This window comes from Aurantiacibacter arachoides (genome assembly GCF_009827335.1).
GTDB lineage: Bacteria > Pseudomonadota > Alphaproteobacteria > Sphingomonadales > Sphingomonadaceae > Alteraurantiacibacter > Alteraurantiacibacter arachoides.
On the sequence record NZ_WTYH01000001.1, the window covers coordinates 2,422,056 to 2,438,596 of the forward strand.

Genomic DNA, 16,541 nt, shown 5'->3' on the forward strand with positions numbered 1-16,541 from the left:
CTCACAAATTTGGAGAAAACGGACGGGCGGTGTCTTAACGGCATCGCCCGTTTTCTTTTGCCTAAATACTTCACAATCCATTTTGTGAGGAAATCAAATATGTCGAAGTTTTACGTGCCCGCACGCGTCAATAAGGCCGTCGCTGATAAGGGCCGCTGGTTTACGGTCGAAGATGAAGCGGGCATCGTTTATGGCGAATTCAAGCTGAAGTTCATCGATCAGCTTAGTCAGAAAACCGCGCGCGACAAGAAGCGCATCTATGCTGAAAAGCGCATCAACAACGACAAGGAAAACGACAACACCAAGCGCGCCGCCGCGTCGCTTGCCTACATCAGCATGATCGATTGGAAGCTTCCCACCGACCCTAACGACAAGAAGGCGGTTTCGCCCGCTTTCACACCCGATGATGCGTATGAGTATCTTCAGATGGAAGAGGCGCATATCGTGATGATTTATCTGGCCGACTACGCGTCAAACAACGTCTATTATCAGGAAGATGAAGACGACGCGGGTGAAGAGGAAACCGTAAGAAAAAACTAAGCGCGCTGATCGAGTGGCAGATTACGACACCGCAACTGTCAACGCTTATCGATCTTGCTGAGAATGCCAGCGGCGGCGCACAAGAACGTGCCGCCGCCGTGCTGGCGACCCAACCACCGCTTCACGAGATATCGGTGTTCTATTGGAACGCCTTTATCGAATTGAACAGTGAACGCCCGATCGGCATGTCTGGCAGCGGCTTGATACCGCTGACTGCCATACGTGCTTATGCGCAAGACTATGATCTCGATCGTCAGGAATACGAGACATTCAAACGCATAATCGGTGCGGTTGATAATCGCCGCCAAAGATTGATTGATGATAAGCGCGAAAAGGAAGCCGCTAAGAACAAGAAGGCTTCCTAATCGCCTAAATACGGCGTGTCCGAAAAAAGTATCAAGATAACGATCGATGCCAGTGCCGCGCGCGCTGGTGCTATGCAGGTCAATCAGGCGCTTGCCTCGATCGGCAATGGTGGCCAGCTTGGTCGACTAAACGGCCAGCTTACCAATTCGGCGGGACAATTCACCCGCACGGGCACGGCGGCGCGCACCATGGCTGGCAACATGGCAGCCGCGAACAACAACATCGGCGGTTCGGTGTCAGCGCTTGGCCGTCTCGGCTCGGCACTGGGTAAGACCACGATCGCGCTTGCTGGCCTCGGCATGGCCGCTGGCGTCTTCGCTACGATGGTTATGGGCTTCACCAACGTCGCTGACGCGGCCAGCGCCATGGAAGCACGTCTTCGCATCGCCACAGGCTCACAAGCGGGCTTTACGCAAGGCATGGCTGACATCGTCAGTATCGCACGTGCCACGCGCTCTGAGATCGGTGCGGTTGGCAACCTGTATTCAAAGATGGTGATGAACAGCCGCAACCTCGGCATCAGCCAAGCCGACGCGTCTGTTGCCACACGCACCTTTGCCATGGCGTTGAAGGTTGGCGGCGCATCTGCCGACGAAGCAAACTCTTCGATCCTTCAGCTTTCACAGGCCATGTCGAGTGGTGTGTTGCAAGGCGACGAATTCAAATCACTGGCCGAAAACTCGCCAGTCTTCATGCAAATCCTCGCCGATAGCATGGGCATTCCACTCGGTCAGCTTAAGAAGTTGGGGGCCGAGGGTAAGATCACGGGCAAGGCGATCACTGATGCCCTTACCGATCCTGCCGCGATCGCGAAGATCGAAGAGCAATTCGGCAAGATTCCCGTCACGTTTGCTGACGTTCGCACCACCGTTGGCAACGGCATCACACAGATGGCGTCAGCGCTGGCGAATGGCCTTAACGTCAACACCAGCCTTGCCCAGCTTACCGCGTCCTTCAACCAGTGGATCGACGGCGTGTTGCCGCGCATCCAAGAATTCGGCGCGCAGCTTCGCGAAAGCTTTGCCACCATCGCACCGATCGCCGCCGCTATCTGGGCACCGATCTCGGCGGGCATCGGCCTGATCGTCAGCAACCTTGGCAACATCACCAAGGCGGCGATCGTCGTGGGCTCGGCCTTCGTCACCATGAAGGCGGCGATGGCACTCGGCAGTGCGATCAACGCCGTCTCGGCCTTGTATAAGCAAGTGCAATTCTTGGGCATCGCCATGGGCGCAACCAGCGGCATCAGTGCAGGTTTCGCTGGTGCAATGGGCCTCGCTCAGCGCGCGATCATGGGCGTCAACACGGCGCTGATGGCCAACCCGTTTGTTGCCCTCGCCACCGTCATCGTGGGTGCGGCGATGGCGATTTATCAATTCAGCGATCAGATTCAGATTGGCACCGATGGCCTCGGCACTCTGGCCGACTTTGCCGCCATCGTCATGGAAGACATCGGCGCGGCGTTCACCGCCGTTGCTGGCGTTGTCAGTGACGTGTGGAACGGCATCACGAGTGCCGCGTCATCTGCCTTCACCACGATCGGTGAAATCTTTGCGCCACTGGCCGCATTCCTTCAGCCGATCATCAGCGCCGTGGGCACCGCGTTCACCGCCGTTTTCGGGAACATCGAATTCACCTTCATGGGGCTTGTCAGGTTCGTCGCCAACGGTATCGACCTTATGGTCTCGGCCTTCATGTTCTTGGGCAAGTCGATCGGCGCGGCCTTTGCGAATGCGCCGCGCCTAGTTGGTGCCGCCGTCACGTCGATCGCTAACATGGTGATCGGCGGCGTCGAAAGCATGATCAACAAGGCGGTTGACGGGCTCAATGTGCTTATCGGCTTGGCGGAAAGAATCCCGGGAGTTGGCGACATCGGCACCGTTGGTCACGTAAAACTAGGCCGCGCCGCTGGTGAGAGTTTTGGTGCAGCCGTGGCAAACACGATGCCCTCTTTCGAACGCTACACCTTTGCCAGTGATCACGTCGCAGGCATGGAAACCCGCATCGACGGGCGGCGTGATGCCATCAATAACGAGGGAAGGCGCACCACGCCCGCTGGTGCCAACGACAACACGCCCGCCGTGGCCGCTATGGCTTCACCTGACGGCAATGGCGGCGATCGTGCGGGCCGTGAACGTGCGCGTCAGATTGAAGACGCCAACAAAAAATACGACGAATTCCTTCAAAAGATGCAGGATGAGTTGGCGTTTGCCAGCCTACTCAAGCACGAGGCTGAAGAGCGCAGGAAGATCGATGAAGGTCGAGCAATTCTTGGTGCACGTTTCGGACAAGCGCAGGAAGCCGAGATTCGAGCACTAGTCATCGCCACACGTGCCGCCGAGGCCTTGGGCAGTATTAAGCAAGAGGTTTATGAGCAAGGCAATCGCGCGATCGTCAACGGTATGCGCGTCAATGGTCTTTCTGAAGAGCAACAGGCAATTGAAGACGCGATCGCTGATCGTCGCCTCGACGCGCTCAACACAGGCTTGTCGATCGAGCATCTTCAGTCCGAAACATACCTGTTAGAAGAACAGCGTCTTCGCACGATCCTTGAACAGAATGCCGCGTATGATGCGCAGCAAGCCCGTCTTCGCGAATTGCAGAATACTGGCCGCGACTTGATCGAGGATTACGGGCGTCGCCTCGATCCTCGTGCATCGGCTGAGCGGGATTATCGCGAACGTAACGAAGCAATCAACGCGGCAATCAGGCCGTCAGACGTGGCGGCTGATGCTTGGCAGACTATGGTGACGCGCGCCCTTGAGGGCAGCGCGAAGGACTATGACGACGCCATGTCAGCAATCGCGAACGAGTTTCAGCAAAACGTCGTCAACTCGATTTATCAGATTGGTGATGCGCTTGGTGGAATGCTCGGCGACGTCGTGAACGCGATCGGGCGCGCGGTTGATGCCATGAACCGTGCCAATCAAGGCGATTATTCGCAAAGCGGATTGCTTGGCGGCATTGCCAGCTTGTTTGGTGGCACCAAGGATAATCGCAACCCGTTTGGTGAAGCCGTTGATGCAGGCATCGGGCGTTTCCAAACGGGTATGCAAGAGGTCTTCAGCAAGCCGCTCGATAGCATGGCTAACAGCTTCAGGGGGCTCAAGGATTCCTTCAACCCATTGAAGGAAGGTTCGTTTATCAAGGGGCTCGGCAACGCCCTTGGCGGCGCTATGCAAGGCGCTCAGATTGGCAGCGCCGTCGCTGGCGTGGGCAAGATGATTTGGTCGAAATTCTCGACCACGGGAAGTTCCGTGGGCGGGGCACTGGGTTCGGCGTTCGGACCCGCTGGATCGTTGATCGGCTCGACCCTCGGCGGGCTCGTCGGTGGCCTACTGAAGAAATCGAAGTATGGCACCGCTGGTTTCGAGGTCGATGCCTCGACGGGCCAGCTTAAGGGCATGGCCATCGCTGGGCGTGGCAAGGAACAACAGGAAGCTTCGAAGAACCTTAGCAATCAGGTTGCGGGCACGATCAACGACATTGCCGCGCGCCTTGGTGCTGGCATCAGTGGCGGCGGTGGCATCACCATCGGCATGTATAAGGACAGCTATCGCGTCAACACGCTGGGCTCGACTGGCAAGCTGAAGAAAAAGAGCAAGGGCACGGTCGATTTTGGCGACAACGCTGAAGCCGCCGTTGCATTCGCGATCGATGAAATGCTCAAGAAGGGCATCCTGACTGGCATCAGTGATTTCAGTAAGCGTGCCATTCAAAAGCTTGGCCAAGCGGGCTTGGGGCTGGCCGAGGGTTTCGAAAAGATCATCGACGATCTTGCCATCTTGAAAGACCCTCTTCGCGGCGGCGCGAACGCAATCAAGGATGGTCTCGACAAGATGATCGAGGCCATGAAGAGCGCTGGTGCGACGGCGTCTGATCTTGCGACGGTCGAGGAATATCGCGGCCTCAAGCTGAAGGCCTACATGGAAGATCAGCTAAGCGGGCTCAAGGATTTCCAAAAGAACCTGACGGGTGAAGCTGGCGGTTACACGAAGCTTTCCGTGCTGACACGTAACCTTGCGGAATTTGAGACGATGAAGTCCGCGATCATGGCTGGCCAGACGGTCGATCAGGACAAGTTTACCAACCTCGGCGGTGCTATCCTCGGCGGTGCTGGTGACATTTACGGCTCGACCGCTCAGTTTGTCGCCATTCGCAACATGTTGAATGACACGACTGGCGCGCTGATTGCCAACACCACGGCGGCGATCGACGATTCAACCGTCGTGGCGATCCACCAGCAAACCGACGCGATCACTGGGCAAATCGGCATCACAAACGACCTCTTGAGGCAGGTTCTTGAGCAACAGGCGCTTGCACCATCGAATGACACCTTTGTCGCACCGCGCGCGGTGAACGGTCGCATCACGCAACAGTATTGAGCCTAAATAGGTGATGGCGATCGACCCGAACCGTGCCGCTTTTGTAAGCGCGCCTTACAGATACGAAGAGATCAAGGATGCCGCGATCGAAGCGAAGTTTAAAAACTCGCGTCAAATCGTGGTGGAAACCCGACTGAGCAAAGACGATGCACTTGCATATCTTGCAAAGATTGTCGCGGCAAATGACTCGTCTGTTGATGTTTACGAGGTCAAGATCGAGGGTATCATCGAATTGGAAGACATCGATGTGAATCTTCCGCAGTATACTATCACGAGTTTCGTATACGGCATTACCGCGACGAAAATATTCAAACTCGCAGGTTTCACAACCGACTACAATTCCAACACCACCGAAATCTTGCTGAGGTCGATGTAATGCTTCTAGTTATGCCAAACGCACTCGCTGGCGTGGAAGGGCCTTCGCAAACAAACTTCCCGCTAAGCAATGCGTTCAATGATATCCCGTCCATGCTTTGGGCAAGCCCAACAGGGTCAACACAAAGTTACATCATCGTCGAAAACACGCGCCCGTGGTATGAGATCGACAAGGGCGCATTCGATACCGTCGTGTTTATCAGTGGAACCTTTGTCACCGTAAGAATTCGCACGGGTGACACACCGACAGGTGTTGGTGTCTATGATTCGGGCGAATTGCCTTGGCGCGAACCGACAAATCCAAGCGGCTATTATATGACGAAGTCGAGTTATCGAATTCCAGCCCAAACGGCTCGTTACGTTCGCATCGACTTCACTCGTGCGTCATCGGGTGCGATGAATTTGCGGCGCTTAGTCATCGGAAAGGCAATGCCGTTAGGCACAACGGGTGGGCTCGATATAGGCGCGGAAATGTCGTGGGTTGACGATTCGATCGTCTACAGCGGTCCACAGTATGAGTTTTTTGATCAAGGCCAGACTTACCCGCAATACAAGGTTTCGGTTTCGTTTATCGATCAAGCTGACTTTGAAACATGGTCCTCAAATTTAGCCGTGATCGGCAAGACACGCGCGGTATTCTTCGCCCCCGATGACGACCCGCAATCACACCACAGGTTCTCGGCGTTCGGTCGCATTCAAAACGTGGCGACTGCAACCATGCAAGCAAGTGGCACTTGGAAGATCGAGTTCGTCATACGAAGTTTGGTTGTATGATTCGCTAAATAGAGCGTGAAAAGTTTCTATGTCGAATTAAACCCGCTCAACACCAAGACCAACACCACTGTCGTCTTGCGCCTTTGCTCGGCCAACGCCGAACCCGTCTTCATGGATGCCGCGTGGGAACCGTTGCTAATGAAAGGGCCGACGCGCCGCGTGTCGTTCTTCACCGATGGTATGCCCGATGCCTTGGACATCGATCATGGCAGCATCGAGTTTTTCACGCCCTACACGATTTCTTGGCAAGATTTTTCGTTCAACGGAACACCCGCAACGGTTTGGAACGGTGATCGCATCATCTACAAAGGCTCGGTTGGGCACCTCAAGCGAGATCAACGCCAAGGCGGGCTTGCGCTTTCGGGCAATGAACAGCTTACCGACAAACCGCTCTTGAAGTCATTTGCGGGCACGGGCGGTGCCGAGGGTGCCGAGAACCTGAAGGGCTCTCTGAAGCCGCGCGCATACGGCGTGTGTGCCAACGTCACGCCCGTCTTGGTCGATCCCATTTATCAGGTGTATCAGGTCAACGACGGTGCCGTTGCTGCCATCAGCAAGGTATACGAGAACGCGATCGAGGTTGCGGCCAACCCTGCCACAACCGTCACCACCTATGCCGCCCTCACCAGTGCCGCGCTTGAAGTTGGCCAGTGGGCGGCAGCACCCGCGATCGGCATGTTTCGCCTTGGTGGCCAGCCTCGTGGCAAGGTGACGGTTGACGTGTCTGGCGTGGGCACCACGATCGCCACGATCGCCAAAGCGCTCTTGAACGAAGCTGGTGCACCTTATAACGACGCGTCGCTCGATCAGTGGGGTGAATCGACAAGCCTTTACCTGACTGAGCAAACATCGATTGGTGATGCCGCGCGATCGCTCTTCGATGGTCTCGGTTTCTTGTTCACGGATTCGAACGGTGTCTTCAGGGCAACCGATTGCTGGGCCGATGGTAAAACACCGATCGCTCTTCTGGAAAACAAGCAGCGGTTCCCGATCGTTGTTGAAATAAGTCAGCTTCCTGCCGCGCCGCCCGCTCACACCGTGAAGATCGGCCACACACCGTGTTGGACCGTGCACAGCGCAAACGAGATTAGCGAAGTGCTGAAGATCGCCGCCGAGGGCGTCGAGATCGCACAATCTGCCGCCGATACTGCCAAGGCTGGTGCCGATGCCGCAAACGCTCGTCTCGCCACGATGGCCGATGACAGTGTTCTCGATCGCACAGACAAGTTTGCCACGATCACCGAATACAACCGCCTCTTGGCCGAACAAGGTGACATCGATGCCAAGGCCGACGTGTTCGGCGTGTCTCGATCGGCTTACGATGCCGCGATCTCGGCACTGACGACATACCTGACTGGGCTCAGCCCAGCTTACAACAACACGGCAACTGACACGCCGATCGTCGCCTCGACCTATCGGGCGAAGTTTGCCGACGTCTACAGTGCACGCCAGACGGTGCTTAATGAGTTGGTTGATAAGGCGCGGGCGAATGCAGCATCAGCACAAGTCGCCGCGAACACCGCCAATTTCCGCATCGATGACATCAACTCAGATGACGTTCTCGATCCATCGGAAAAGCGTATCCTCGTGCGGGAAATTGAGACGATCAACAACGCTCGACAGGGCTTGCTTGACCTTGCCGATTTCCACGGGCTCGCGACTGAAAAGACCGAATACAATCAAGCTTACACCAGCCTGATCAACTATCTCGGCACTCTAACACCCGCGTATACAGACACCGCCTTCAGCACACCAATATCGCCCGTGACGTTCAAGAACACGCTGGTTTCGTTCTATGCGAAGCGCGATGCGTTGGATGCCGCAATCAAGTATAAGGCGGGGCAAATCGGGCCCGCTGGTGCTGATGGTTTGGGCGGTCTGACTTGGACGCCGATGATCTCAGGTGGCATCGTTCGCACCGCCAATGGTTTCTTAAAAACGCCTTACAGTCACGCGTTCGATGCGCAGGTTTATTCTCGCGAAAAACTTGCTCAAGCCCGCGTCTCTTTCACTAGCGCACAATCGTCACAAATTGTCATCGTCGGTCTTTCGCAAGAACCGTCGGCAAGCACCGATAGGGCTACCGTCGGGTATGGTGTCTATATCGAGGGCGCAAATATTAGCGCATTTACCTATGGTGAAAGTTCGTCAACAACCAGTCTGGGCACAGCGGTCGCGGGTGACCGCTACACGGTCTCTCACGAGGATCGTGATATCGCAATTTATCGCAACGATGTTGAATTTTGGCGTTGGGCGAATGTCGCCGAAAAGACTGATCGATTTGCGTTGGATTCTTCTTTCCACGGCGGTGCAGAGATCAGCGATGTCTTATTCGTTGCAGATGGTGCCAGCGGTGCTGACGGACAAAACGGTCAAGATGGTGCTGACGGTGTGGATGGCCAAGACGGCCTCAACAACGCCACTGTCTATTTGTATCGTCGATTGGAGACACAGCCCGCCGTTTCAAGCAACGGCAGCACTTACGTCTTTGCGACAGGTATCTTGAGCGGTCACAACAACGGTTGGACGCAAGCAATCCCTGCCGACAACGGTCTGCCGCTTTGGGTTACGACGGCCAGCGCATCATCTGCCACCGCTAGTGATGTTATCGCGTCAAGCGAATGGGCGACGCCCGTAATTTCCAGCACCAGTGGCTTTCAAAGCGTTCCGTTGCTCGTTTTTCAGCGGGCAGCGAGTGCACCAGCGAAACCTTCAGCCACAGCAACGTACACCTTTGCCACAGCGGCGCTGACAGGTTTGAGCAATGGTTGGACCGTGGCTATTCCCGCGAACAACGGTTTACCGCTTTGGGTAACGAGGGCAACGGCACTGGCATCGGCGGTGGCGGCAAGCGACGCGATCGCGGGGACTGAATGGTCTGCACCTGAAAAATTGGCTGAAAACGGCACCAACGGCGCTGACGGGCAAGATGGTGCCGATGGCGCTGACGGGCAGTCACTTCGCACGTGGATCGCCTACGCAAACAACAGCACAGGCACCAGCGGCTTCACCACGGGTGTGCCGTCTGGCCAGACGTATATCGGTATCGCGGAGAACAAGATATCATCCACGCCGTCTACGAATGGCGCTGATTACAAATGGAGTTTGATCAGAGGCAGTGACGGCGTCGCGGGTCAAAACGGCCAAGATGGCCAACCAACCTATGTTTGGATTGCTTACGCTTCGAATGCGACAGGCAGCGCCAACTTCACCACTGGAAACCCGACGTCTGTTCACACCCATGTCGGCTTTGCCAACAACAAGACGACCACGACGGAATCAACTAATCCCGCTGATTACAGGTGGGCGCTGATCAAGGGTGAAGATGGCCAAGACGGTCAAGCTGGTGCGGACGGTCTGACGGGTCTCAGCTTCACGCCAACGATGTCAGCAGGCATCACACGTGGCGTCAATTCATTCACCAAGACTTCAGGTGGACAAGGTTGGAATGAAGGCTTTTACAGCGTTGAAGCAAAGTATCAGGCGACAGCTTCGTTCAAAGTCGCGGTGCTTGATCATGTCATCATCGGTCTCAACAAAACCGTCACTTCAAACGTGTCATACGAGACGATTGATTTTGGAATCAACACGCGCGCTAATGGCACAGCCGCGCCCATCACTTTTGGTAACAACCACAACATTTATACTAACTTTGTCTTCCCGACTGTTGCCTACTCGATCGGCGATATCTTGTCCGTTTCGCACGAGTTTACCGATATCGTTTGCCGCAAGAACGGCGTTGAATTTCATCGCTTTCTCAATGTCGTTGACTCGCTTGGCAAGATGCACCTCGATACCAGCTTTCTCAATGAAGGCGGCAAGATGAATGAGGTCAGTTTTGTTGGCGATGGCGTGCACGGCATTGATGGTAACTCGCTTCACCTTGTCAGCGTCACGCCAAACATTTTTGACATTCAATCGAGTGCGGCGCGTAAAAAGGAACCTCAAAACGGGTTTTACAGTTTTTACAGCGAAGAGTATTTTCTCAACTCAGCCGTTTGCAGCTTTCGAATGGATAAGAGTTACAGTCACGCTGGGCTTTGCGGCGCAACCGATCTTGTAAATAACAATGGCGCTTACATTTTTCAGGTGCGTTACGCTGAAGACAATTGGTATTTCAACGACGTACTAATCGCCAGTCGTGCGGCCTATCCGTTGGACACCACGCTTTGGCAAATTGCCTACGATGGTGTTCGCGTAAGAGTTTCGGCAAATGGTGTCGTCATCACCGAACAGGCCTCAACATACACGGGCCCGCTTTTCTTTAAGGGTTCGGTTTTCCTCGAAAATGGGCGCATCTATGACATCGCGTTCACGTCCTACAACAACGCGACGTGGAACGAAGTTGGCGGCGCGAATAGGCCTGAGAACAACGCGACTGTTGGTGCGCAGCTTGGCACCAATTTCAAGCGTCAAAACGGCACACACTTGGTCGACGCCGAGGTGATAACCATTTTGGGCACGGCGGCTGACGTCACCGCCGTTGGAGGCACTGCCGCCGCTACGGTCAAAGATGGGGCATTGCGGGCAAACGCTGGCCTTAACGCCAGCGGCGACATCGTGCGTAATATCCCCGCGCCTATTCGCGAAGCGTCAAACATCCTCGCTCGCAATGGCGGCGGCACCTACAGCGGCGCGCTCGACGCTGATAAGGCGGCGGGTGCGGGGCTGGCGTTTGTCGATAACAGCGCCAGCACGAAGCTTGGCGGCATTGCCGCTGGTGCAACGGTTGGCGCTGTAGCTGGCACGAATCTCAAGCGCTCGAATGGCAACGTGCTGGCCGACGCCGAGGTGATCACTAACTTGGGCACGGCGGCTGATACATCGGCAGTCGCGGGCACCACGGCAAGCACCGTGCGCGATCGGGCCTCAACAGGTTACAACCTCACCGTTGGCGGCAGTGGCCAGCGCGTGGGTGATGCGCGTAACCTTGCGCCTATCACGTCGCTCAACGTCGGCTTCACCTTCACGGGTGCGGTTAGCTATTCAGCGGCCTCAAATGGCACCGCAACGATCAGCGTGGGCGCTGGCCAAGCGTTGATTGGATCGTCACCGATCTCTTACAATGCCATGACCGCGAACGTCACGGGCAACGTGGGGGAGACAAAGACGTTTCACCTATACGTGACCGAAAATGCCAACCCTGCACTATGGGGCGGCAGCAAGACATTGATCGCCACGATCGATCGCAACGCCAAGTATAACAACGACAACAACGTCTTCATCGGCGTTGTAGCGGTGACGTTCCCGACAAGCGGTTCAAGTGGCGGTTCGGGTTCAAGTGGCGGCGGCGGTGGCGTTTACAATCCGCAAGACCCTAATCAACAGATACCGTAAAAACTCACTAAATAGATGATGTTCACACAAACCAATCTTACCCTGCCCGCGCGCGATGCCGATCTTGCTGATGACGAGATCGGCGCGGGGCTTTATGTCGATGAAACCCTTGTCGAATTGGACACAGGCGATCTTGTAGCGATGTCGGTCAAGCCTCACCGCGAACCGAATACGGGCGGGCTCGTGGTGTGCGCGTGGGCTCGTGCCGTTCATGCTGACGGTTCAACCATCTGTGACAACGCTGGCGAGATCGTTGAGAATGAATATCGCGCAACCTTCACCGCTGGCGATGTCGCTGACTATGGCGTCAGCCATCTAACGAGGCAGGTTCTCTTGCTGATGTTGGGTGAACCGCTCGACGATGACGTGGATGAAAATGGCATCAGCACGGGCCCTTTAAAGGTCTCACAAGACGTTGCGACTAGCGTATCAATTCGGAATGACTTGATGGTTGCAACTATCGCGGCAGGTGGCGAAAGTGAGGGCGCGGGCGTCCTTTTCCCTACGGACCCTTCACCGCTTTGATCACGTCAGCGATCGGGCGGGCTAGGCCTTTCTCGATCGCCAGCCCAAGCACGAGGATTGTGATGATTTGCGCTAACCAATCAGGCACTTTTGATAGTGCAGTAAAATAGGCATCCATCCGTTCGGGATACCACCAACCCACGATCAACAGGATCGTCAGCAACATGAAGAAGACTGGCCGTGCCCAGCGCATTGAAAGCGTGGCCATACGTTCGCCGTCGCACGATTTCAGGAAACGATGAATTGCCGCGAACATCAGTAACCAATCCTGATCGTGTCGATATATAGGAGCGCGGCCTCTTCAGCCGTCTTACGATCGGCGGGTGTGGTGGCGCGCGCGATCAATTCGAGGTGGCGGATAAGCTGGCGAACGTGATCGCGGGCTTCGTTTGCCCGTGTGCGCTCAAACTTTAACTCTTCCTCGTAACGATCCATTTCAGAATTTAGCGTGGTGACGAGTTTCAGCGTCGTCTCTTGGGCCGCGATCGAGTGTGTTTGATCGCTCGCTTTTTCGGCGCGGCGGTTCTCCATCCACTTGATCAGCACTTGTCCGAACAAAACGAACATCGCCATTATGAGGGCGAATGCGAGACTGTCTTTCGGGATTGCGTTTAAAAAATCAATCACGCGTCACCGCCTTCGCGACTGCCGACTTCAAATCTCTTTCAAGTTGCGCGTCGAGAACGGCAGTTTCTTTGTCACTGTCTTTCATCAATCTTTCGATCGTCAATGATGTCGTTTCCAAAGCGATCAGCCGATCGACCCATTTTGCGCGGTGGGCTTGAGCGATGAAGATACTGCCGATCAACAGGCCGAGGAAGCCCAACAGCGCGAAGGCCGAATCCGCGCCTTGATCGATATTCGTCAGCACCAAGGATTGCATCGTCAACATGCCCGCCGAGATCAGGAAGATGCCGCCCTTTAGCGTCGATATAACCAGCATTTCGCCGCGCCACAGTCGTGCCAGCCATGGTGCAGACCAGAGACAATTGTAGGCCGTGACAAGCGCTAGAAGCGCTCGCACGGCCAACACGATATCTGCAAAGATCGGGGCGTCTAACACGCCCTATTTAGGGGTTACGGCAGCAAGAGCGATTCCCACGCGGCAAGCATTTCCTCGATCATACCGCGATGGTCGCCGCGATCGTAAATCTCGGTAAGGTGTTCGCGTTTGTGATTCATAAAGATGGAACCTTCATCGGCGCTGAAACGGTGGCCGTGGGCGCGCATCGCGTCACTGGTGATGGCCGTGCGAACCGACGTGCGAAGAGCGTGAATGTCGAAGGTTTCGAGAACGTGGCCATCCTCGGCCAGCGCCGCCTTCAGGGCGGGCAATACCTCGTGGAACATGTTCTTGTGCACGACCTCGGCGAAAAAGTATTCGCCGCCCTTGTTGGCATCAAGGATAGCGCGGCCTTTCGGGCCCAACTTCAACGGGTGCGGGCGATCGTTCTTCGCGTGTGAGACAGGGAAGGTGTGGCCGCGCCGATCGGTAAACTCGGCAGCGGGGATGGTGAGGGTCTTGCCATCGTAATCGGCGGTGCGCGCGGCGAACGCCTCGATCTTCCTTAGGCCTGTCAAGAGTATCAAGCGAATACCATCGCGCTGGCCGTCTGGCAGGTGGCGGGCGGCTTCCCATACCAGCCGCAATTCGTCGATCGACAGGGCGCGGCGCGACGTCTTGTTCTTTGCTTCGTTGAATTTCCGCACGTGCCCAGTCACGTCCTTGGCGAGAATATCGCGCGCCACCGCGTTCTTGATGATCGGGCGAAGAATTGCCAACACGCGGTTGGACATGACACCTTTCTTGCGATCGCGAAGCGGGTTGATGATCGCATCGATATCAGCACGGGTGATGTCCGCGACGTCCTTGCACCCGATGATTGGGTAAACGTGCCCCTTAAGCGTCTTGCGGTATTCGTGAATGGTCTTGATGCCGCGATCTTCGCGTTGCTTGTCTGCTAGGAATTCCTCGGCAAACGCTTCGAAGGTGTTCGTTTTGACCTTTTCGGTTGTTAGCTGCCCTGTATCGCGCGCGACGTTCAACAGCTTGGCCTTTTCGCGCGCCTTGTCGATCGACATGATCGGCCATTTCCCGAACCTTTTCTTGAAATGATCACCGTCGACCTTCGCCTTAAACTGCCACGACTTCACACCTTTCGGCGACACGACAAGATACAGGTGCCGTTGAACACCGTCAGCCAACAGATATTCTTTCTCGCGGGGTTTAAACTTATCGATCGTCGCCGCCGTCACGTTCTTCGTCAGCACAATCTTCTTTTTCACCACAGGCATCGCACTATCTCCAAAGTCAGCTTTTTGGACCTAGTCAGCCGCGAAGAGGTTTGCAAGGGAGATTCGATCAGACGGTTGATCAAACATATAGACTTGAGATCATCGCAATCTTCATCATCAAACGATGGAAGAATGGAAGGCGATTGAAGGTTACGAGGGTCTTTATGAGATCAGCAACTTGGGCCGCGTGAAGACAATGTCGCGCTTAGTCGATCGAGGTCGAGGTATTGTGCCGCAAATCTTGAAGCAAAGAATCCTGCCGCCGCGCGCCGATCGCAATGGCAACGTCTTGGTGACCCTGACACGAGACGGAAAGCGCAAGACGTTCATGGTGAGGCGACTGGTGGCGGCGGCGTTCATTCCGAACCCGCACGGGTTTGCCCATACGCGGCACCGAAACAACCTCAAGACAGACTGCCGCGCCATCAACATTGCTTGGGGCACCGTCTGGCAAAATCTCGATAATCGATAGTTCTATAAAGACGTTTTCGGATACGATCTCGTAAATATCGACTTTTCCAAAGTCATTTCGCCAACACTGGTGAATGGAAACATGGAAAACAATTGAAGGCTATGAGGGTCTTTACGAGATTAGTGATCAAGGTCGCGTCAAAACCTTATCGAGAACGGTGTATCGCGGTCGAGGTTCATCACCACAGGTGTTGAAGGAACGGATATTAGATCACCGCATCAACAAGGATGGATACCCCATCGTTTGTTTAAGCAAAGATCGGAAAGGGCGGAATTGTCTAGTTCACCGCTTGCTGGCCGAGGCTTTCATTCCGAACCCTGACGGGCACCCGATTGTGCGGCACCTGAACGATGTCAAAACTGATATGCGGTTGGGGAATCTAGCTTGGGGAACACACACCGATAATCGGCTCGACGCGATTCGAAACGGGTGCAAGATTCACGTGCTTGAAAAAGGTGAAAAACACAAAGACGCCAAGCTGACTGAAGCTGACGTATTGGCCATTCGCGCCAGCGCAGAAAGCGGGCTGGCGCTGGCGCGGAAATATGGCGTCAGTGACAAGGCGATCAGCAAGATCAGACGCCGCGAGACGTGGAAGCATATCTAAGCTGAGTGTGTGTGTGTGGTGAACCCGCTGGGACTTGAACCCAGACTCCTCCGCTTAAAAGGCGGACGCTTTGACCTATTAAGCTACGGGTTCACTACACGACGCATCCTCTAGCGTCGCTAACAGATTTTGCCAACCATCTCCTCGACCCTAAAATCGGGCCAGAAAATTTCGGACCAAAATTTCGGACCAATCAAGGTCCAAAACCGCTCGATCCGTAAAATTCGGACCTGTCGATCAAGGATACCTCTTTTAATCGTAAAATATTGATAATTAGAGGTATTTTTGAGGATTTTCTGTCAATTTGACGAGTGTAAGAGTGCCCAAAGGCTGATTAAAAGTCAGCTGCTCTACCTACTGAGCTACGGGCCCGACCAATGCGCGGTCACCTAGGCAGGCGGCCGGGGCGGGTCAAGCGGGCATGGAGGTGGCGCAGGGTCAGGCCGGTTATCGGGTCGCGCCAGTCGGGGGCGATGGCCGAGGCGGGCCCCAGCACGAAGCGCCGCGTGCGGAACAGCGGGTGCGGCACCGCGAGGTCGCTGGTGGCAACGATCCCCCCGCTCCACAGCACCACGTCCAGGTCGATCGTGCGCGCCCGCCAGCGCTGGCCTTGCCGTGTGCGGCCAAGGTCCGCCTCCAGGCCTTGCAGGGCACGCAGCAGGTCGTGGGGTGCCAGTTCGCTATCCAGCACCACGGCGGCGTTGGCATAGGTTCGCAGCGACGGACCGACGGGCGCGCTGGTCACGATCGGCGAGCGGGCGACGACCTCGCCCAGGTCGCCGTCCATCAGGTCCATCGCCGCGGCTACCACCCCGCGCGGAGCACCAAGGCGGGGGTGGCGCTGGTTGCTCCCCAACGCCACGAG

14 protein-coding genes and 1 tRNA gene are annotated in these 16,541 nt (G+C 55.7%); 9 read left to right on the top strand and 6 right to left on the bottom strand.

The genetic code is table 11. From position 1 onward, the window contains the following. Positions 1 to 99 precede the first annotated feature (99 nt). The 7 genes from GRI62_RS11860 to GRI62_RS11890 are packed head-to-tail and all read left to right on the top strand — an operon-like array spanning position 100 to position 12,302. The gene (locus GRI62_RS11860) at positions 100 to 540 is read left to right on the top strand and encodes a hypothetical protein (RefSeq protein WP_131453531.1); all 441 of its coding nucleotides are present in this window, start codon (positions 100 to 102) and stop codon (positions 538 to 540) included. Positions 541 to 587: 47 nt separating this feature from the next. After that, positions 588 to 905: a phage tail assembly chaperone gene (locus tag GRI62_RS11865; RefSeq protein WP_459208452.1), complete on the top strand. Its 318-nt coding sequence runs from the start codon at positions 588 to 590 to the stop codon at positions 903 to 905. Between the two features lie 15 nt (positions 906 to 920). Beyond that, on the top strand, positions 921 to 5,291 hold the full coding sequence (locus tag GRI62_RS11870; RefSeq protein ID WP_131453533.1) for a tape measure protein: 4,371 nt from the start codon (positions 921 to 923) through the stop codon (positions 5,289 to 5,291). Between the two features lie 13 nt (positions 5,292 to 5,304). Then, a complete protein-coding gene (locus GRI62_RS11875; protein WP_131453534.1) occupies positions 5,305 to 5,667 on the top strand; it encodes a hypothetical protein in 363 nt (120 codons plus the stop codon). Positions 5,668 to 5,678: 11 nt separating this feature from the next. Continuing rightward, entirely contained in the window at positions 5,679 to 6,440 is a 762-nt protein-coding gene (locus GRI62_RS11880; RefSeq protein ID WP_131453535.1) for a hypothetical protein, read from the top strand. A gap of 15 nt (positions 6,441 to 6,455) precedes the next feature. Next, positions 6,456 to 11,777, top strand: coding sequence for a hypothetical protein (locus tag GRI62_RS11885; protein WP_131453536.1), 5,322 nt, complete (start codon positions 6,456 to 6,458; stop codon positions 11,775 to 11,777). Between the two features lie 15 nt (positions 11,778 to 11,792). Continuing rightward, complete coding sequence (locus GRI62_RS11890; protein WP_131453537.1) at positions 11,793 to 12,302, top strand: hypothetical protein; 510 nt, start codon at positions 11,793 to 11,795, stop codon at positions 12,300 to 12,302. Here GRI62_RS11890 and GRI62_RS11895 read toward each other — a convergent pair. The 4 genes from GRI62_RS11895 to GRI62_RS11910 are packed head-to-tail and all read right to left on the bottom strand — an operon-like array spanning position 12,280 to position 14,597. Beyond that, on the bottom strand, positions 12,280 to 12,558 hold the full coding sequence (locus GRI62_RS11895; protein ID WP_131453538.1) for a hypothetical protein: 279 nt from the start codon (positions 12,556 to 12,558) through the stop codon (positions 12,280 to 12,282). The genes GRI62_RS11890 and GRI62_RS11895 overlap by 23 nt on opposite strands. After that, positions 12,558 to 12,929: a hypothetical protein gene (locus tag GRI62_RS11900; RefSeq protein ID WP_131453539.1), complete on the bottom strand. Its 372-nt coding sequence runs from the start codon at positions 12,927 to 12,929 to the stop codon at positions 12,558 to 12,560. The genes GRI62_RS11895 and GRI62_RS11900 overlap by 1 nt, the downstream gene beginning before the upstream one ends. Then, positions 12,922 to 13,365 (bottom strand): hypothetical protein, encoded by a 444-nt coding sequence (locus GRI62_RS11905; RefSeq protein ID WP_131453540.1) that lies wholly within the window; start codon positions 13,363 to 13,365, stop codon positions 12,922 to 12,924. The genes GRI62_RS11900 and GRI62_RS11905 overlap by 8 nt, the downstream gene beginning before the upstream one ends. Before the next feature lie 14 nt (positions 13,366 to 13,379). After that, complete coding sequence (locus GRI62_RS11910) at positions 13,380 to 14,597, bottom strand: tyrosine-type recombinase/integrase (protein ID WP_131453541.1); 1,218 nt, start codon at positions 14,595 to 14,597, stop codon at positions 13,380 to 13,382. A gap of 124 nt (positions 14,598 to 14,721) precedes the next feature. On the opposite strand from GRI62_RS11910, the gene GRI62_RS11915 reads away from it, so the two are divergent. After that, entirely contained in the window at positions 14,722 to 15,069 is a 348-nt protein-coding gene (locus GRI62_RS11915) for an NUMOD4 domain-containing protein (RefSeq protein ID WP_131453542.1), read from the top strand. Between the two features lie 73 nt (positions 15,070 to 15,142). Next, on the top strand, positions 15,143 to 15,676 hold the full coding sequence (locus tag GRI62_RS11920; RefSeq protein ID WP_131453543.1) for an NUMOD4 domain-containing protein: 534 nt from the start codon (positions 15,143 to 15,145) through the stop codon (positions 15,674 to 15,676). A gap of 16 nt (positions 15,677 to 15,692) precedes the next feature. On the opposite strand, the gene GRI62_RS11925 is transcribed toward GRI62_RS11920, so the two are convergent. After that, positions 15,693 to 15,769 (bottom strand) — tRNA-Lys (locus GRI62_RS11925). 292 nt (positions 15,770 to 16,061) lie between these two features. Next, positions 16,062 to 16,538: a 2-amino-4-hydroxy-6-hydroxymethyldihydropteridine diphosphokinase gene (gene folK / locus GRI62_RS11930; protein WP_234032898.1), complete on the bottom strand. Its 477-nt coding sequence runs from the start codon at positions 16,536 to 16,538 to the stop codon at positions 16,062 to 16,064. Between the last annotated feature and the right edge of the window lie 3 nt (positions 16,539 to 16,541).